Genomic DNA, 17890 nt, shown 5'->3' on the forward strand with positions numbered 1-17890 from the left:
TTAATGGTCAGATGAGGGATGGCTGAGCGGCAGCAGGGAATCTTTTGAGCAAGGCGCCTTCTTTGCCTTGTGTGGGCACCACCACAGCAATCTGCTGGCCATGCACTGGCATAGGTTCGTCATCGGCTGGGGGCTGTGATACCTGGCCCACTTCCAACGCGCCAATGTCAATGCAGAACTCCTCGGCCAGCTCCCGCGTGCATTGCGAATAGGTGCGCTCGTAGTCAAGATCCGCATGATCGGAATCGGATAGGTTCCACAGCCAGTGGTCTAGGTGCTCAATGCGGTCGCGCAGCTTCTGCAATCGGCGCTCAAGCGTGGCAATAGCCCTATGGGCCTGCGCATCGCCGGAGCCGACCAGGCCGAACTGTTCGCAGACGGCGCGAAGCTGCCAGGGGTGGCAGATCACGGTGTTCGGGTCGGTCATCCCGTCCGACTGCTGCTCCAGGATGATGGCCTGGCCCTGCTCGTCGGTGAAGCATTCGACTGTCAACGGATGGTGTGTGAGTTTGGGTGCGTCGTTCATGGCTTTGGTCTTTCAATGCAAGGTGCCTGCGATGGCTGGTGTCGGTGCCATGCGCTTGGCTGGCTTTGTGGCTTGCCGACCAGCACTAGGGATGGCAACAATACTTAGGACTTCACTTTTTGAAGTATGGTTTTTCAGATTTGGAAAATGCTCTGAATTAGCGGAAGCCGCACCAGTGTTGGGCTCCCGGGCGTCTGAGGCTGTTTCGCCATGTTCATTTTTTGAAGCATGGCTAGGGGCCCATACTTCAATTTCTAAAGCGGTTTTTGGGGCTACCGCTTCATTTTTTGAACTGGTGGCGTTCAATTTTTGAAGTGGGGTTTTTAATTTTTCAGCCTTCTTTTTGGTGGCGTTGGTCCTGGCCAGTACCTCAGCCGCGCTGACAAGATTCAAGCCCATGCCGATATTCGTAACAGCCTTCCACTCGTTGGTTGCCTTGTAGGCGGGCACGTTCTTTTTGGGCAACTCAAAGCACGGGTAATCCGTCAACCGGTACAGAGTCGGCAGCCGCTGGCCGCCCTTGGTGCAGCCCCCCTCGCGGGTCACGGAAACCAGGCCCACCGCAATCAAGGCACGTAAGCTTTTCGCCAGCGTTGCTGATGACTTGATGCCGTGGTGTTTCACCAGGCTAAGCGGCAAAGACAGATCACCGTTATTGGTGCTGCGCAACTGGCGCAAGATGGCGACATAGGCGCGCTGATCGCTCGGTGTGAGGCTCCGCCATGCTGGGCTGTCGATAATTTCCCAGTACAGCCTGGCATGTCCCCCACGCGGATCATTAAACTTGTTCGCCGCCATGGGCCTCCAGCACGGCTGCACCGGAACCCAGAAGCGGGCCGCCAGCGGGATCAATGGCCAAGCTCAGCGGGTCACCGGGTGGCGAACTCATCAGTTTGTAGCGCGCCATCCGGGGGTGCAACAGTTGGTCGTCGGTCACAACATGCTCACGAGGCACCGCAATGACGTAGCCACGGTCCTCCAGATCTTGAATGCGGGTTGCAATGCGCCGGTAGCCCAAAGCCTCCGCCTCGACCGTGCCCAGCCCACGTGCGCCAAGGTAGCGCAAGACCCGCGGAAGCATCACCAACTGGCTATCACCCAAGGCGCTATCCAGGCGAAGGCCAGCGAGTGCAATTTCTGCACGGATTGCGTCACATGCAGCTTTGCCGATCCGAACGATTCGAAAATTTTGTTTTCCGCCTGTGAGCGGCAATAGTTCCTCTTGGATAAAATCGGTCGTACTGGTTTTTTGAGATTTGAGGCCTTCAGCATTTGCAGTGTTGGAGGTCTCGCCGTTTGTGGGGTCGGGTTTTGGGGCCTCGATCATTACCGCACCCCCAGCACACGTTTGATCTCTGCAGTGGGCCAGTGAAGCTTTGCACTGCCAGGGATACGCAGGGGACGGACTGGCCCCGATTCTTTGCAAGCGTGGATGCGTGCCGTCTGCTGAGCAATGTGCATGTAGTGTGCATATGCTGCAGTGTCCACAGTGGGGCGGGTTTCAAGCTCCAGCGGCGTGAAACGTTGATCGGTTTGAGTTTGCACTTAGGAACCTTTCTGCGCGTTGTGCGCTGTTGAGGTTCACTATTGGGATAGTGCTTTTAAGGCTTGCAAGCCGTTGTGAAAGTTTGCAAAGAGCCGCATGAATAAAGGCTTACAGCCCGATTTATGCAAAAACTTTCAGTGAAAGTTTGAGAGTTTTTAGCTCAGCTGCACCTTCGCGAAGGCCTTTAGAATCGTGCCGCTATCAAGCTTTTTTACGCCCCCACGCTTTTTAAATCCGGCATTGAAAAGTGCTGTAGATACTTGGTCAGCCAATAGGGTTCGGTTTGCAAGCAATGTTGGCTTCTCGATTCCCAGTTGACGCGCAAAGTACCTGGCGGGTGTATACCACGGCTGTTTGGCTGGCGGGTCTCTTTGGTCAATCGACAACCACGGCTTCGCATCGCTGGCAGTCTCCTCGGCCTTCACCGGAAAGATTGCCTGCTGTACCGTGCTTGGTGCTGCTCCTCTTAACGTATCCCAGTCCTTTACAGTGAAAGCAGGACGATCGTATAACTCCTGCAGACGTCGCAATCTAGCGCGAAGCTCGGTCAGCTCGACATGCTTGATCTTCGCTTCACTAGGCAAGACATCAGGTTTCAACTCCCAATCTCTTATCTCCGATTCGGTTTCGTGCACTCGAGCATTTAGTTCCCACCAGTATTCATTCTCCGGCTTCAATGATGGATCGTGCTGTATGTCATATTGACAGGCCAGCGATGCACGCTGGCTGGGGGCTAATTCGTCCCAGTGGGGCATGGGAGCAAAGGCCCTGGTCACAAGCTGCGCCAGCTCATAAGGCAGGCTGGCAAATGGGCCATTGATATACGGTTCTATGAGTTTTTCAAGTGCTTCATATGTGGCATCAGCAACGGTTACAGCAGACGTGCCAATGAAGGTAGGTCCAGCCATATCCGGGCACTCCGGCTGGTAATACTCAATTAATTGCGCATCCCCTATGGTCCTGGCGTAGATTAGCGCGGACCGACGAAACACTTCTCGTCGGCCGTCAATTTCCCTTTGCTGATTTGTCGTTAAAGTGCCTGCTGGGGATAGGTCGCCCACGTCACGAGCTGGAAATACTTCAGTCCAAATTGCGCGACTTCGTATTTCATAGTTGGCCAGGTCAGCCAGCGCGTTTGCGGCTTCTGTTTCCCGAAGGTTCAGACAATATCGCGCAGGCTCGCGCAGTAGAGGCTCGACCAATTCTTGATCGGCCTTCGGGTCATGATCACGCAGCCAATAGTGTGAGGCCGGGGTGAACCTCTGCAAATCGATCCTTGCAGAGGCCTTTAAGCGATTGTCTTGACTCACAGCACGCCCTCAGTGCAGCCCTAAATAAGAGCCCCAGCAGGCGGACAGGGAAATCCGCTTTTCAGCCGCTAAACCTAGCTGGGGCAAACTGTTTCAGGCGTGCGCAGCGGCGCGGCGTGCGGCGGGCCGTTTGGCATGGGCCACTTTGGGCATCGACACCTTGACGGTAGGCACCATGCCGGCAGTGGCTGCCATATCAATCAAGGTGTCCAGCGAGAACAGGTTCACCTTGCCTCGCATCAGGTCGGATATGCGCGGCTGGGTTACGCCAAACAACGTGGCGGCCTGGGCCTGGGTAATGTCCTGTTGGCGGATGACTTCGGTCAGGCTCATCATCAAAGACGAGCGAGCGCGCATGCTGGCCGCCTCTTGAGGGGTGTCCTCGATGGCATCCCACACACTGGCAAAACGCTGTTTATCGGTCATGGCGCAATTTCCTTCATCAAGTCTTTGAGCCGCTTCTTGGCTAGTTCAATATCCCGCTTGGCTGTTTGCTGGGTCTTCTTCTGGAAGCAATGCAGCACATAGACAGCATCTGCTAACTTGGCCACGTAGACCACACGGAAAGTGCCCGCCTCGTCCCAGATGCGCAACTCCACCACACCGGCCCCGATGCTGGGCATCGCTTTGGCATCATCAGGCGCCAGGCCGTTTTGCACCCTGTCCAGTTGATACCCTGCCTCACGCATCGCGGTTTGCGGAAAGCTGCGCAGATCATCAAGGGCCGCGCCTCGAAACTCAATAGGTTTCATGGATTGAATTATATAGAATTTTGTATTTTTATTGCGCCATGAAAACGCTCACTAGGCCACTGCACGCAGTTTGCCCGGCTCGGCATCAGCCATAAACGGCACTCCGGCCTGCTCCAATATCCACGCCTCGATGCGCTCATGGTGAACACGCAACAGGTCCAGCGGGCGCACGGTGTAGTGCTTCTCAGCGGTGGCGCTGGGCTTGTGGCCCATGATCTGCGCCACTACGCCGGCAGGAATCTCCAGCCACTCGGTCAGGCTTTTAAACGAACGGCGCAGACCGTGCAGCGTCAACCCTTCCAGGCCGGCCACTTTGCAGGCGTTGACGTGCTGCGCGCGCGGAGTGGCCAGCACATCGACATCAACCGCCGCGCTCGAAAAGACCCACTTATTGCGCTTGGGCAGCGTAGACAACAACTGCGACACATAGGGCGTCAGCGGTATGACGCGCTCCCCTTCCACCTTGTCGCGGATGGTCAGCCCCCGCCACTGGTGATTCATATCTTCCCAACGCATGGCCAGCACCTCACCCGGGCGGGCACCAGTCAACAGCACCGTCTGCAGGTAGGCGGCAATGGTGGGATTGCCGATATTGCGCACCGCCACGAACCAGGCCGCCAGTTGCTCACGCATCAAAGCATCCTGCTTGACTCCGGCACGGCCGAACGCCTCTCGCGCCTTCTTGGTTGAGGCCGGGTTCACCGAAGACAACAAGCCTGCATATTCAGGCTGTTCCGCGCACCAGCTCAGAAAGGCCTTCAACAGCCGCCAGGCCAGCCGGGCCGACGTAGGCCGGGTCTTGGCCTCCCGCTTGGCCCACGCCTCGATAACCGATGCATCTAGGTTGCGCAAGGGCAGCGCCAGCAGTGGATAGATCGGCCCGGCCACCGTCACACCTCGCCCACGCGTACCGCGTTTCGACACCTCGCCACCTGGCTTACTCAGCTTTGCATGGTCTTGGTAGTGGCGCTCGCCCCAAAACGGCAGGCGTTCTGCTTGGTACACAGCCCACACCTCGCCCACAGTAGCGGCTTCCTGCTTCGTCTGCGCCTTCAGTAGCTCAGCCTCCGCCTGCTTCTTTCGCTCCAGCTCTCGGGGATCATCGCCACCATCCAAGGTGACGCGCATCCGGTTCGCCTCATTGCGGGCGGCCTCAATGCTCCAGGCGCGCACGTCGCCAATAGTGCGCCGAATGGTCTGGCGGTTCAGCTTGGCCTCAAACACGAATGATTTGGCACCAGCAGCAGTAACGCGCACGCGCAATCCGGGGGCTTTTGCATCACGAAGGAATGCCTGGGCTTTGTCCGCCGGGCAGGCCAGTCGGTCGATCAAACCAGCCGTCAACTCATGCGTTTCTCGCAAATCGATTGCTGCATCCTTCTTTGGTCTTGCCATCGCTTGCCCCTTTTGCCGACCCATGTAGCCACCATGTAGCCACTTTTGCACTATTTTGGTGAATATCAATCAACACCATAGCTGTGAATATGACCAGCAAATGCTGGGTAAGCTGTTGATTTATATTGATTGTAGCAACGACAATCAACACAGCAAAATATACCGGTGCTCGGACTCTTAATCCGTAGGTCGACAGTTCGAATCTGTCAGGACCCACCACTTTCAAGCCCTATGGGCACTGCAAAGCCTGCTATTTAAACGATAGCAGGCTTTTTTGTTTTTTTGGAACAATATGAGACGGCTTACGTGACAAGTCTCATATCCAGCAGCAACGCGTCTTATTGCTCCTGCCGCTGTTCATCCGCCAGCCCTAGATGCGCCATCGAAGTGCGAATTAACTGCACATCCCCTATGCCAATTGCCACTTCCTCGCATTGGCTGAAACAGGGCTGCTGACGCAGGCGCGCAAGCCGGCGACACACTTCGATCAGGTCAACGATCTTCTCCACTACATAGTTGTCGCACGCTGGTTGACCGGGGCCGGCACTCGCGTTCGCCAAGCGATTTCGCAGCGCCTGTAGCTTTCCGATCTCTTCAGTTCTTTTGACCTCAGGCAGACTGCGAAAGCGTGACCAAAAGTCCTCGACGTCCCGAACGGCTTGCTCTCCATATTTCATGATGGCTCCTATGGAACAACTCCATCATGCGCCCGAGGGCCGCCAAAGCAGTGCGAACTATTTGGCAAATTCATAGAACCTAAGCATCCGCTGACGTAGCATCTTTAGTCCTCAGACAACGCTCCCACCCCTTCCAAGCCCACTCCCTCACATGTTCAGCCGCGCCGCGCGGAAAAACAAAACAAAAAGCCTCCAGCGCAGGTGAAATCTGCGCCAGATGCTTCCATTTTTATAGCAACTTCAACACACCTTTGGACCGTAGTGCGGTAAAACGTAGCACCGCAGCACGCAATTTATCCGGCGCGCGCGGTCTTCTGGGCCATGGCCTGGGCCAAGCCGCCCCACTGGGCGCGAAACAAACCCGCGTCCATGGTCTTGACGTTCTTCATGATGGGTTTGAAGCCCATGTGGGCCAGCACATCGAGCTCCAGGTCCACACCGGGGGCAATCTCGGTCAGCTCCAGGCCGTCGGTGGTCAACTGGAACACGGCGCGTTCGGTGACGAACAAGACTTCCTGCTGGCGTAGCGCCGCGTCGTGGCCGTTGAAGGTGATCTGCTCGACCTTCTCGATGAACTTGCGCGACTTGCCTTCTTTGACGATGGTGAGCTGGCCATCGGCGACCTTGACCTCCAGGCCGCCGGCGGTGAAGGTGCCGCAGAACACCAGCTTCTTGGTCGAGCGGGTGATGTTGACGAAGCCGCCACAGCCCACCGGCCGGCCGTTGAACTTGCTGACGTTGACATTGCCCCAGTTGTCCGCCTGGGCCAGGCCCAGGAAGCTGGCGTCCAGGCCACCGCCGTCGTAGAAGTCGAACTGCAGCGACTGCTCGATGATGGCGTCGGCGTTGTAGGCCACGCCGAAGTCGCCCAGCTGCGCCGGGATGCCGCCGGTGATACCGCTCTCGATGCTTAGCGTCAGTTGGTCGGACACGCCCTCTTCCGCCGCCACGGATGGCACGCCGGCGGGGATGCCGATGCCGAGGTTGGTGATGGCGCCGGGGGTCAGCTCCATCGCGGTACGGCGGGCAATGACCTTGCGCTCGTCCAGCGCCATGGGCTCCAGCGAATTCACCGGCACGCGCACATCGCCGCAGAGCGCGGGGTTGAACTGGGTGGCAATGGTCTGCATGTGGTTCTCGGGTTTGCTGAGCACCACGTAGTCCACCGACACGCCGGGGATCTTCACCGCCTTGGGGTGCAGCGTGCCAGCCTTGACGATGCGCTCCACCTGCACGATGACGATGCCGCCGCAGGCCTTGGCCGCGTGGGCAATGTTGATCTGCTCGAGCAGCATGCCTTCCTTGTCCAAGGTGATGTTGCCGTTTTCATCGGCCACGGTGCCGCGGATGATGGCCACGTCGATCTTGGGCGTGGGGTAGAACAGCCATTCTTCGCCGTTGAACTCCACCAGCTTGACCAAGTCTTCGGTGGACTTGCTGTTGAGCTTGCCACCTTCGATGCGCGGGTCGACGAAGGTGCCGAGCCCCACCTTGGTCAGCAGGCCCGGGCTGCGGCTGGCGATGTGGCGCGTCAGGTGCGACAGGCTGCCCTGCGGAAAGTTGTAGGCCTCGACCTGGCCTTCGAACACCATCTTCATCATCTCGGCACCGGTCTGGCCAAAGTGGCCGGCCACGGTGCGCTTGATCATGCCGGGGTGGGCGAAGTGGACCATGCCCGCGTCCTTGCTGTTGCCAATCGCGCCGCAGGCCCAGGTGGTCACGTTGCGCGGGTGGCCGGTGCCCAGAAAGGTTTGCTCCACACCTTTGAGCACTTCTTCGGGCAGGCTGGTGACGGCCAAGCCGCCGAGGAAGATGGTGGCGTCGTCCTGGATGAGGGCGCCGGCTTGGGCGGCAGTAATGATTTTCATGGTGTGTTTCTGTACTTTATTGGCTGCCGTCGGTGACGCGCAGAATGGTGGCGTAACCGCTGTCGCCGGCTGCACAGCCGGTAAACATGCCGGTGCCGCCGCCGCGCAGCACCAGCTCTTCGATCAGTTCGATGATGGCGCGCAGACCGGTGGGCGCTTGCGGGTGGCCCCAGATGATGGAGCTACCATAGTTATTCATCTTTTCCCAGGCAAAACCGGTGTCGCGCGCCAGAGCAATGTCGTTGACTGCGAAGGGGTTGTGGGTCTTGATGGCGTCAATGTCCTTGATGGTCAGGCCGGCGTTCTTCAGGGCGTTGAAGCTGGCCGGTGATGGGGCCATGGGCATGTAGCCGGGCTCCACACGGGCCATGCCAAAACCCAATATCTCGATTTCGATGTGCGGGTTGACGGACGCCGCGCGGGCCAAGTCGCGGGTGGTGACGATGGCGCCGGCATTACCGTCCGCCGGGTGGGTTTGGCCACCATAGGTCACAGTGCCGCCCTCTTTCACCGGCTTGAGTTTGGCCAAGCCTTCGGCGGTGGTGGGAAAGATGCCTTCATCGCTGCTGAGCACGCCGGTCTGCTTGCGGAATTTGGAGTCGCTCAGCGGCACATCGGCCATGTAACGCTTCTGGAAAGCACGGTCGTCTGCCAACGCCTGCTGGTACTGGGTGTAACGGTGCAGCTTCAGATCATGCTGCTCGGCGGTGCTGATGCCGTAGCGCGCAGCCACGTTTTCGCCGGTCTGCAGCATGGGGTTCTTGGCGTACGGGTCATGGCCCATGTTGTCGGGCACCCAATGTTCGCTGATGCCGTAGCCGCCGGCGCCACTGGAGTCAGGGTAGTAGACCACCGGGCCGTTGGACTGGCGGTCCGCCATCACCAGCAGCGCGCTGGTCGCCGTGCCACAAACCACTTCCTGCGCGGCCATTTGCAGAGCGCGCACGCTGGTGGCGCAGGCTTGCTGGATGGTGGGGCCAGCCACGCGGTCTATGCCCATCAGGCCGGTGACCCAGGGCAGGCCGTAGAAACTGCCTTTTTGCGGATTAGTCAAGCCCAGAATGGCCAGGTCGATCTGCGCCATGTCATAGCCGCGCGCTGCCAGTGCCTGCTTGCCGGTGTAGGCCGCCAAGGGCAAGGCATTCAGGTTGGCCAGTGCGCCCTGCCATTTGGCAAACGGAGAGGACCAGTAAATTCCGTAGGGAATATAGGCTTGCATGGGAGGTTTTCTCGCTTTGAGAACAGGTCAATTTAGTTATTTATCATAACCAAATTGACCGCCGTCCGACCTAGGGAAAACACTTGGTCACCCGGGCCGAACTACCCACCCAGGACGACAGATACGCGCTGTCAAACGTTCAAGCGCAGCCATTGCGCCAAGTCCGCCACCAGCTGTGTACCCACCGGCGACACGGCACTGAAGTGGATGCAGGCATGGATAGCGCCAGGATAATGCTGATGGGTCACCGCCACACCCGCCGCTGTGGCACGCAGGGCCAGCGCATGGCCTTCGTCGCGCAACGGGTCGTGCCCCATGGTGGCGAGCCAGGTGGCGGGCAAGCCCGCCAAGTCAGACTGCAACAGCGCCATATCGGGATGCCCGGGCGATTGCCCGCCCAGGTAGCTGGCAATGAACCAGCGCATCGCGTCCATGGTGAGGAACTTGCCCTCGCCGTTCTCCTGGTACGAAGGACTGGGTTCGTCGGGGTGCTGGGCGACTGGGTAAATCAGACCCAGCGCGCGCACCGCGGCGGCTTTCACCCGCCGCGCCGCTACCAAAGCCAGCTGCGCGCCCGCGCTGTCGCCCACGACGGCGATGCGCTGGGGGTCGGCACCCTGGCTGCCGGCGTTAGCCAGCAGCCAGCGCAATGTGGCTTCCACATCGTCGGGCGCGGCCGGAAATGGATGCTCGGGCGCCAGCCGGTAATCCACAGCAACAACCAGCATCTCGGCATGGTGGCACAGGGTTCGGCAGACGTTGTCATGGGTCTCCAGATCACCCATCACAAAACCGCCGCCATGTACGTAGAACACCAGCGGCAAAGGCTGCTGGCTCCTCGCGGTATCGGGCGCATAAACACGCAAAGGCAACGCTCCTTCGGGGCCGGTAATGGCGGTGTCAAACACCCGCCCAATCCCGGGGGGTGGCAGGCCCAGGGCCTGCGCCTGCTCGCGGTAAATTTGCCGTATCACAGGTGGTGGCAAGCTCTCCAGGGGCGGGTTGCCCTGGGCGGCGGCTTGGGCCAGAAATCCGGCCAGAGCCGGGTCCAAATCGGCCGAGGCCAGGGTCGGGAGATCGTTCATCATTTTGCTTGCTCTTAGGTGGTAGCTCTTAGGCCTCGACGACCAGCGCCCGCAAAGCGGCGTTGAAGACGGCAGGCTGCTCCAGTTGGGGCGTGTGGCCGCAGTCATCGATGGGCTGAAACCGGCTCGCCGGGGCCCGCTTGTGCGCGTGCTCCGAATGCGCGAACGGAATCACGCGGTCTTGCCGGCCATGCAACAGGAGCAGGGGCACCGAGGCCGAAGCGAGCGCCGTATGCGCATCGGCCACCAGCGACGCACGCTGCCCACCCAGGTCCGTCATCCGCCGCAAGGTGGCGAGGAAGGCGGCCTGGGCACCCGGTCGCATCACGCTGCGCTCTATCGTCTTGCGCAACTCGTCGGTGACAACAAACGATGGGCCGAAGATGGCCTGAATCTGCTGCGTGACGGCCATGGGACCAGCCCGCGACATCAGCGTGCCCAGCACAGGCAGCATCATCAGCCGGAAGGGCACGGGGCAGTCGCGCCCGAGGTTGGCCGCCGCGGCGAGCAGCACGGTCTGCACCCGCGCGGGCTGCTGGGCCTGCATCTGCAGGCAAATGGCCCCACCCAAAGAATTGCCGGCCAGATGCACCTTGTGCAAACCGAGCGCGTCGGCCACCTTCCATACGAAGGCGGCAAAAGTCTTGGGCGCATACGGCTGCCGACCGAAGCCGGACAGACCGTGCCCCGGCAGGTCCAGCGCGATCAGACGCATGCCCAGGTTGGCGTCGACAAACTGCGCCGACCAGAGTTCCAGCGAGCCGCCGATGCCGTGCAGCAGCAGCACGACCGGACCAGCACCACCCGAGTCGCAGTACCGCACCTGGACTCCATCGACCAAAATGAATGAATCGATCACGTCTCGTCCCCTTGAATACGCATATGTTTCATGCCGCGACCCGGCTCTGGACGCCCGCCACCCTCTCAGCCGTGGCAGGCCGAAGGAGAAAGTAGCCAAGCGCCGGCAGCAACACCAAGGCCCCCACCATGTTCCAGATGAACATAAAGGCCAGCAGAATCCCCATGTCGGCCTGGAACTTGATAGGCGAAAACGCCCAGGTGCCTACCGCCAGTGCCAGGGTGATGCCAGTCAACATAACCACGCGGCCGGTGAACTGCAGCGCGTGGTGGTACGCGTCCGACAGGCTGGCACCTTCACGCATGCGGGCCAAGGTGATGCTGAGCACATACAGCGCGTAATCCACGCCTATGCCCACGCCCAGGGCAATCACCGGTAGCGTGGCCACCTTTACGCCCATGCCCAGCCAGACCATCAAGGCCTCGCACAGAATAGAAGTCAGCACCAGCGGCAGCACCGCCACGAGCACCGCGCGCCATGAGCGGAAGGTGATCCAGCACAGCAGCACTACAGCTGCATACACCCACAGCAGCATCTCGTGCATGGCCTTGGCCACCACGATGTTCGTGGCCGCGGCGATGCCCGCGCTGCCGGCTGCCAGTTGGAAGTGGATGGCGTCGGTGTTGTTGGCTGCGGCGAACTTTTCCACCTCGGCGACCACCCGGGACAGGGTCTCGGCCTTGTGGTCCTTCAGATAGACATACAGCGCAAGAAAGGAGCAGTTCTGGTTAAACAGCTCGCGCGGCGCCCGCGTCTGCACGCCGCCCAGGGCTCCGTCATTCGGCAGCAGTTCAAACCATTTGAAGTTGCCTTCGTTGTAGCCCACCATCGCCAGTTTGGACAGCGCCGCCATGGAGTTGGTGGACTCCACGCCAGGCAGTTGCTCCAGCCCCCAAGCCAGAGTGTCGAGCTTGGCCAATGTGCCATAGCTGGTGCACTGGTCTTCCGGCGTGGTGACCATCACCGTCAGGATGTCGGCGCTGGCCGCGTAGTGCGCGATCTGGTAGGCGCTGTCGCGGTTGTAGCGGGAGTCGGGGCGCAGCTCGGAGGCGCCAGGGTCCAGGTCACCCACCTTCAGCTGCAGACTCACGGCGTAGCCGCCCACCGCCATCAGCGTGGAGACCACAATCGCCACAGCAGCCCAGCGCTTTTGCGTGAAGTGGTCCAGCAGCGCCCACAGCCAGGCACGTTGGGTGCCGTCCTGCACCGCGTCTTCACGCAGGCTACGCGCCGCAGCCTTGGCTCCAACACCGGTGTAGGACAGCAAAATCGGCAGCAGTACCAGATTGGTGAAGATCAGTACGGCCACGCCTATGCTGGCAATCACCGCCAGGTCCTGGATCACCTTGATCTGGATGATGACCAGCACTGCAAAACCCACAGCATCACACAGCAGGGCCGTCAGCCCGGCCATGAACAGGCGGCGAAAGGTATAACGCGCAGCCACCACGCGGTGCGTGCCACGACCTATGTCCTGCATGATGCCGTTCATCTTCTGCGCGCCATGGCTCATACCGATGGCGAACACCAGGAATGGCACCAGAATGGAATACGGGTCCAGCTCATAGCCCAGCAGCGCCAGCAAACCAAACTGCCAGACCACAGCCACCAACGAGCATGCCACCACCAGAGCCGTGCTGCGGGCACAGCGGGTGTAGCCGTACAGCACCACGGTGGTAATGGCTAGCGCCAACAGGAAGAACAGCAGCACCTGCTGCAGGCCCTCGATCAAATCGCCCACCACCTTGGCAAAGCCGGTCACGCCGATCTGCAGCTTGTCGCTGGCGTACTTGGCGCGTATGACCTCGATCTGGCGTGACAGGTCACCGTAGTCCAGCGCCTTGCCGGTTTGCGGGTTGCGGTCCAGCAAAGGCACGAAGATGATGCTGGACTGGAAGTCGCCCGCCACCAGCTGGCCGATCTCACCGGAGCGCTCCACGTTCGCGCGCAGCTCGGCCAGGCTGGCGGGGCTCCCGTCAAAGCTGTCGGGCACCACTGGGCCGCCATCCAGCCCCTCTTCGGTCACCGCTACCCAGCGCGTGTTCGAGGTCCACAGCGATTTCATAAACGGCCGGTCCACACCCGGCAGCAGAAACACCTCGTCGTTTATTTTCTGCAGTGTGTCCAGATAGCTCTTGTCGAAAATCGTGCCTTGCTTGGCCTGTACAACTAGGCGCAGTGCATTGCCCTGCCCCGCCAGATCGCCCTTGTGCGCCAGGTAGTTGACGATGTAGGGATGGCTGGTGGGTATCGTTTTTTCAAAACTGGCATTGAGCTGCAGGTGCGTCCCCAGCCAGCCCAGCACCAGGGTCAAGGCCAGGCAGATCGCCATCACCCAAGGACGGTGGTTGAAGAAGGCGCGCTCCACCACATTGCCGGAGCGGGTGTCGAAATCTTCCAGCCGCGCAACCACGGGCTGGGTTTGGGAGGATGTATCGGCGTGCATTATTCTTTCGCGGCTGCGCGCAGCCTTGTTCCAAAAATCAATTCCAAAATCAATGGGCAGACAGGGCCGGCAGGCGGCGCATGCCCCGCAAGCTGGCCACGACCAGGCTGCCGTCGTCGGCCTGCACCACACCCGATACGGGCACGGGTTCACGTGCCGCCACACGGCGCAGCGCCACGCCGTCGTCGCGTCCCACCAAGGCATCGCCGGCCTGGCTCATCAGCACAAAGCCACCGCCAGGCAAGCCCATGCCGGCACCCACCGCCATGGGTACACCGGTGTCCAATTTGTCCCAATGCACTCCGGCATCACTGGAGCGGTAGGCAGTACCGCGCAGACCGTAGGCCACCCACACGTCGCCCACGCTGCGCAACAAACCAAAGAAGCTGCCCTTGTACGGCGACTCCAAAGCCGCAAAGCTGGCACCACCATCGGCGGAGCGCAGCAGCAGGCCCTGTTCGCCAGCAATCAGCAGCGTGCTGCCGCTGGTACGCACGCCGTACAGGTGCAAGCTTTTGGGATTCGGCAAGCGCGGGGTCACGGCGGCCCAGGTTTTGCCCCCGTCCGCAGTGGACAGCATCAGGCCGTAGGCCCCCACTACATAGCCATGCTGGGCGTCGCTGAATTCCAGGTCAAAGAAGGGTTTGTCGGCGCCCTCCTCCACCAGGCGCTGGGCGTTGGCGATAGCCTTGGCATCACCCGTGGCCTGGGCGGCTTGCAGCACCAGCGCAGCGGCCTGGATGCCATCCAGCTGCTTGTGCCAGGTGGCGCCAGCATCGTCACTACGCAACACCACGCCCAGGTGTCCTGCGGCCCAGCCAGTTTGCGCATCGGCAAAGCACACTGCGGTCAGTGTGGCCTGCACCGGCACCTGGGCCTGCCGCCAGCTTACGCCGGAGTCGTCGGACAGCAGCACGGTGCCGCGCTCGCCCACCGCCACCAGGCGCTTGCCCGCGCGGGCCACGGCCAGCGTGGCCGCCCCCAAGGCCTTGGGGGTTTGCACGGCGGCCTGCGTCAACACAGCCGGCGTGCTGGCCGCCCGCGCTGGCAAAGCCAGCACCGTGGCCCAGCCGCACAAGCCCAGCAGGGCCGTGCGCCGCGCCACCCCATATTGAGCGGCCTGTTTCATCAGCGTGCGCCTTCGCTGGACAGGGATTCGGCGCTGAAGAAATTGCGCGGAATCGGCGGCACGATCTCGTACTGCTTGGGCAACTCGTTGGACGCCATGTTCAGGTAGTAGGAGCCGTTTTGCAGGTCATAGCCGCCCCACAGCACAAAGTTGGAGACCACAGGCACATCGGGCGCGGTCAACATCAATGCAAAGTTGGTGCGCCAGAGCTGGCCCTTGGCATCCCAACCGTCGAACAATGCGGTCTGCCAGCTGTCTTCATCGATGTAGTACTTGCGCTTGGGCACCACATGGCGCTTGCCAGCGGCCAGCGTGGCCTCCACTTCCCACACGCGGTGCAGCTCCCAGCGCACCTGGGCCGGGTTCAGCGTGTTGGGCGTCACCAGGTCTTCCACCTTGGCGGCAGCGGCGCGGTTGTTGTTGTAGGGGATGTACATCTCCTTCTTGCCCACCAGCTTCAACTCGTGCTTGTCTATGGGGCCAAACAAGGTAAACGCTTCGTCGAACAGGCCGATGCCGGATGTCACCGAATCGGGCGTGTCATAGGCCACGGACGGGGCCTTGCGCACGCGACGCTGGCCTACCAGGTACTGCCACAGCCCACGCGGGGCGGCATCAGAAACGCCGTCCAGAGCCAGAATGGCTTCACCGGCCTTGGAGCCCGGTGCATTGGCCACGAACTTGCCCAGGGAGTAGTAGCCATCGAACTTTTCCAGGCTGCCGTCCTTCGCAAAGAAGGGCTGGCTCAGCGTCTGCGTGCCCCCCGAGGCCATGGCGCGCCGACCATCCGCGGTCACCACCCATACCCGCATGGGTAGAGTGATATTGCCGCCGCGCCAGGCGGTGCGCTGGTTCCAGATGGCTTCATAGCCGTCCTGCGGAATAGGGAATGGCACACCGCCAAACGCCCCCTCCATGCCAAAGCCGCCTTCTATGGTCTTGGCACGGGTGGCATTCTTGAAGGTGTTGTCATACACCGCCTGGGGTGCAGCCGCCGTACGGTGCGTGGGGTACACGTCGATGCGGAAGTCGGGGTACTTCTTCATCAAGGCCTGCACGCCGTCTGACAACTTGTCGGCATACTGGGCCATGTTCTTGGCGCTGATGGACAGCGTCGGCTTCTCGCTAGGGAACAGATCGGGGCGCACATCCCCGCTCTTGTAGCCGGCCGGAGCCTTGGTGGCACCACCCTCCCACGAGGGAATCGTGCCCTCCTTGTTGCCCGCCTTTTCGGCCCCCATCGGGGTCAGGGTGGTTTTGAGCTTGGCTGCCTCGTCGGCGCTCACGGCGGCCTGGGCGCCTCCAGCGACCGCCAGCAAGGCGGCTGCGAGCAAGGTGTTTATTGCAAACTGCTTCATGGTGTGTCTCGTTGAAATAGATAGGGGTGTGACAGGTTCAGAAAGTGCGCGACATGTTGAAAGACACATAGCTGCGGTCCTTCAAGGTCTGGCCGTAAGACAACATCCGTGAACCGGCGGGGTCCACCACGGTAAAGGTGCTCTCAGGGCCGAAGTAGCTGGTGTAGGTCAGGCCGATATTCCAGTCGTGGTATTTACCTTTGACCCCCAGGTTGAAGTCGCCGGCCTTGCTGGCACCACCGGCAAAGTTCATGATGGCCGAGGAGCGGCCCGCAAAGTTGTAGCCCAAGCCCATGGGCAGCGACAGATCCAACCCCGGCAGTACCTGGAAGTACTGCGGTTCAAAGATCATGCGAAAAGCCGCCGCATCGCGCGTGGTGTTCGGGTCCAGGCCACCGTTGCCACGCGTGCTGGGGTTCTTGGTCACGCTCAGGGTGCGGTTCCAAGCCAACTCGGCCACCACCGAGCCGCCGTCCCACAGACCCGATTTGGTCAGCACATAGATGCCAGACAAGTTCAAATGGGCGGTCTTGCCGATGGCAAAGCAGGGGTTGCTGGGCGAGCCACTGCAGTCAGCAGCAGGCCCCCCCGCTCCCAGAAAGGCGGGCAGCAACACGGCAGGGTCGCCGGCTAGAGGTGCATCGGCACGGAACGAGCCTTCCAACGCCCAGTTCAGCGGCCCCACGGAGGATGTCACGCTGGCGCCTACCGTCTTGATGCCCTCTGCATACACCTTGTGCGCGTTGCCGTTGATGAAATCAAACACCGGCACCGCTGGCGTCTTTTCGTTATAGCGTGCGGCGTAGAAGCCATATTCAAACGCGCTACCAGCAGGAGCCCAGCGTACTTGCGCACCAAACTGTCCGTTGTTGCCCGGCGTCTGGTCCTTGCTGTCGTCGGTGTTCAGCACCGTGGTCGGCCCCAGGTAGACACGCCCACCGCCCAAGTAATCCTGGTTGGAGAAATAACTGCCCACGCCGGGCAGCTTGCTGGGCCGCCACTTGAGTTGGTAGTAGGCGCCCAGGGTCACATCTTCGGCCACCTGCAGGCTGCCGGATATCTGCTCCACCGGCAGCAACACTTCCTTGAACTGCCAGTTGGGCACCGACGAAATCTTGGCAATATCTACCGGACCCTGCGCGTTGGCTATACCGTTCTGACCGAAGAACAGACTTTCACCATATTGCAGCGCGTGCTTGCCTATGCGGATGGAGGCCGGCATACCGCCCAGGTTGCCCTTACCAAACACGAACACGTCCAGGAACTGGTCGCCCCGACCGCTTTGCATGGTGGTCAGCGGGATGTAGTCATTCACCGCCTGGTTGGCGTAGTTATTCACCCCCAGCGAACCGTCATTGCTGCTGTGGCCTGTGTACTTGGAGTCGTACCAGGCGGCATGGCTGACGCGCAAACCAAAGTTGCCATGGGTCACGTCAAACTCGGTCAAAAGGTCAAACCGGTTGGACACAAAGCCCTTCTTACGGAAGTTCACATCGCCGTCGTTTTCGTTCACAACACCGGCGTCGCTGGACGGCACGGTCAGTCCGGGTGAGGCATCCTTCAAGCGATAGGCCGTGCTGTACTTGGGTGTCAAGTCCAGGCGGATCTTGGTGTCCGGATCAGAGCCCAGTTCCAGGGCCTGGGCCGATACGGCGCACAGCAGGCCACTGGCTACCGCCAGCGCGCTGAGTGGAAAGGGCGTGGTTTTTTTTGTCATCAA

The 17890-nt window shown here is 60.7% G+C and carries 16 protein-coding genes and 1 pseudogene; all 17 read right to left on the reverse strand.

The features are described 5' to 3' along the window. Nucleotides 1–7 precede the first annotated feature (7 nt). On the reverse strand, nt 8–526 hold the full coding sequence (locus tag AC07VY_RS15440) for a hypothetical protein (RefSeq protein WP_495098325.1): 519 nt from the start codon (nt 524–526) through the stop codon (nt 8–10). Nucleotides 527–538: 12 nt separating this feature from the next. Further along, entirely contained in the window at nt 539–1324 is a 786-nt protein-coding gene (locus AC07VY_RS15445) for a hypothetical protein (protein WP_495098324.1), read from the reverse strand. Beyond that, nucleotides 1305–1853: a helix-turn-helix domain-containing protein gene (locus AC07VY_RS15450; protein ID WP_495098323.1), complete on the reverse strand. Its 549-nt coding sequence runs from the start codon at nt 1851–1853 to the stop codon at nt 1305–1307. Before AC07VY_RS15450 ends, AC07VY_RS15445 begins: the two co-directional genes overlap by 20 nt. Nucleotides 1854–2227: 374 nt before the next feature. Next, nucleotides 2228–3382, reverse strand: coding sequence for a hypothetical protein (locus tag AC07VY_RS15455; protein WP_495098322.1), 1155 nt, complete (start codon nt 3380–3382; stop codon nt 2228–2230). Between the two features lie 93 nt (nt 3383–3475). After that, nucleotides 3476–3808 (reverse strand): helix-turn-helix domain-containing protein, encoded by a 333-nt coding sequence (locus AC07VY_RS15460; protein WP_495098321.1) that lies wholly within the window; start codon nt 3806–3808, stop codon nt 3476–3478. Further along, nucleotides 3805–4134: a type II toxin-antitoxin system RelE/ParE family toxin gene (locus AC07VY_RS15465; protein ID WP_495098320.1), complete on the reverse strand. Its 330-nt coding sequence runs from the start codon at nt 4132–4134 to the stop codon at nt 3805–3807. Before AC07VY_RS15465 ends, AC07VY_RS15460 begins: the two co-directional genes overlap by 4 nt. Nucleotides 4135–4185: 51 nt before the next feature. Continuing rightward, nucleotides 4186–5529 carry a tyrosine-type recombinase/integrase gene (locus tag AC07VY_RS15470; RefSeq protein ID WP_495098319.1) on the reverse strand — a complete coding sequence of 448 codons (1344 nt, stop codon included), beginning with the start codon at nt 5527–5529 and terminating at the stop codon, nt 4186–4188. Between the two features lie 338 nt (nt 5530–5867). Further along, nucleotides 5868–6206: a hypothetical protein gene (locus AC07VY_RS15475; RefSeq protein ID WP_495098318.1), complete on the reverse strand. Its 339-nt coding sequence runs from the start codon at nt 6204–6206 to the stop codon at nt 5868–5870. Between the two features lie 293 nt (nt 6207–6499). Further along, a complete protein-coding gene (locus AC07VY_RS15480) occupies nt 6500–8074 on the reverse strand; it encodes an acyl CoA:acetate/3-ketoacid CoA transferase (RefSeq protein WP_495098317.1) in 1575 nt (524 codons plus the stop codon). Nucleotides 8075–8090: 16 nt separating this feature from the next. Further along, nucleotides 8091–8501 carry a hypothetical protein gene (locus tag AC07VY_RS15485; protein ID WP_495111321.1) on the reverse strand — a complete coding sequence of 137 codons (411 nt, stop codon included), beginning with the start codon at nt 8499–8501 and terminating at the stop codon, nt 8091–8093. A gap of 63 nt (nt 8502–8564) precedes the next feature. Further along, a pseudogene (locus tag AC07VY_RS15490) lies at nt 8565–9293 on the reverse strand (thiolase family protein); the annotation flags it as partial. Nucleotides 9294–9424: 131 nt separating this feature from the next. Continuing rightward, nucleotides 9425–10381: an alpha/beta hydrolase gene (locus AC07VY_RS15495; RefSeq protein ID WP_495098316.1), complete on the reverse strand. Its 957-nt coding sequence runs from the start codon at nt 10379–10381 to the stop codon at nt 9425–9427. A 25-nt stretch (nt 10382–10406) separates the two neighbouring features. After that, on the reverse strand, nt 10407–11237 hold the full coding sequence (locus AC07VY_RS15500) for an alpha/beta fold hydrolase (RefSeq protein ID WP_495098315.1): 831 nt from the start codon (nt 11235–11237) through the stop codon (nt 10407–10409). A gap of 28 nt (nt 11238–11265) precedes the next feature. Then, nucleotides 11266–13683: an efflux RND transporter permease subunit gene (locus AC07VY_RS15505; protein ID WP_495098314.1), complete on the reverse strand. Its 2418-nt coding sequence runs from the start codon at nt 13681–13683 to the stop codon at nt 11266–11268. A gap of 49 nt (nt 13684–13732) precedes the next feature. Beyond that, the gene (locus AC07VY_RS15510) at nt 13733–14812 is read right to left on the reverse strand and encodes a WD40/YVTN/BNR-like repeat-containing protein (RefSeq protein WP_495098313.1); all 1080 of its coding nucleotides are present in this window, start codon (nt 14810–14812) and stop codon (nt 13733–13735) included. Continuing rightward, the gene (locus AC07VY_RS15515; RefSeq protein WP_495098312.1) at nt 14812–16170 is read right to left on the reverse strand and encodes a DUF1329 domain-containing protein; all 1359 of its coding nucleotides are present in this window, start codon (nt 16168–16170) and stop codon (nt 14812–14814) included. Before AC07VY_RS15515 ends, AC07VY_RS15510 begins: the two co-directional genes overlap by 1 nt. Nucleotides 16171–16207: 37 nt before the next feature. After that, a complete protein-coding gene (locus AC07VY_RS15520; RefSeq protein ID WP_495098311.1) occupies nt 16208–17887 on the reverse strand; it encodes a DUF1302 domain-containing protein in 1680 nt (559 codons plus the stop codon). Between the last annotated feature and the right edge of the window lie 3 nt (nt 17888–17890).

The sequence above is a fragment of the Rhodoferax sp. GW821-FHT02C08 genome (assembly GCF_059421805.1).

What these genes read in the sequence shown, in the direction of transcription:
- AC07VY_RS15440 (WP_495098325.1), bottom strand. Translation starts at nt 526, where the DNA reads ATGAACGACGCACCCAAACTCACACACCATCCGTTGACAGTCGAATGC.
- AC07VY_RS15445 (WP_495098324.1), bottom strand. Translation starts at nt 1,324, where the DNA reads ATGGCGGCGAACAAGTTTAATGATCCGCGTGGGGGACATGCCAGGCTG.
- AC07VY_RS15450 (WP_495098323.1), bottom strand. Translation starts at nt 1,853, where the DNA reads ATGATCGAGGCCCCAAAACCCGACCCCACAAACGGCGAGACCTCCAAC.
- AC07VY_RS15460 (WP_495098321.1), bottom strand. Translation starts at nt 3,808, where the DNA reads ATGACCGATAAACAGCGTTTTGCCAGTGTGTGGGATGCCATCGAGGAC.
- AC07VY_RS15465 (WP_495098320.1), bottom strand. Translation starts at nt 4,134, where the DNA reads ATGAAACCTATTGAGTTTCGAGGCGCGGCCCTTGATGATCTGCGCAGC.
- AC07VY_RS15470 (WP_495098319.1), bottom strand. Translation starts at nt 5,529, where the DNA reads ATGGCAAGACCAAAGAAGGATGCAGCAATCGATTTGCGAGAAACGCAT.
- AC07VY_RS15475 (WP_495098318.1), bottom strand. Translation starts at nt 6,206, where the DNA reads ATGAAATATGGAGAGCAAGCCGTTCGGGACGTCGAGGACTTTTGGTCA.
- AC07VY_RS15480 (WP_495098317.1), bottom strand. Translation starts at nt 8,074, where the DNA reads ATGAAAATCATTACTGCCGCCCAAGCCGGCGCCCTCATCCAGGACGAC.
- AC07VY_RS15495 (WP_495098316.1), bottom strand. Translation starts at nt 10,381, where the DNA reads ATGATGAACGATCTCCCGACCCTGGCCTCGGCCGATTTGGACCCGGCT.
- AC07VY_RS15505 (WP_495098314.1), bottom strand. Translation starts at nt 13,683, where the DNA reads ATGCACGCCGATACATCCTCCCAAACCCAGCCCGTGGTTGCGCGGCTG.
- AC07VY_RS15510 (WP_495098313.1), bottom strand. Translation starts at nt 14,812, where the DNA reads ATGAAACAGGCCGCTCAATATGGGGTGGCGCGGCGCACGGCCCTGCTG.
- AC07VY_RS15515 (WP_495098312.1), bottom strand. Translation starts at nt 16,170, where the DNA reads ATGAAGCAGTTTGCAATAAACACCTTGCTCGCAGCCGCCTTGCTGGCG.
- AC07VY_RS15520 (WP_495098311.1), bottom strand. Translation starts at nt 17,887, where the DNA reads ATGACAAAAAAAACCACGCCCTTTCCACTCAGCGCGCTGGCGGTAGCC.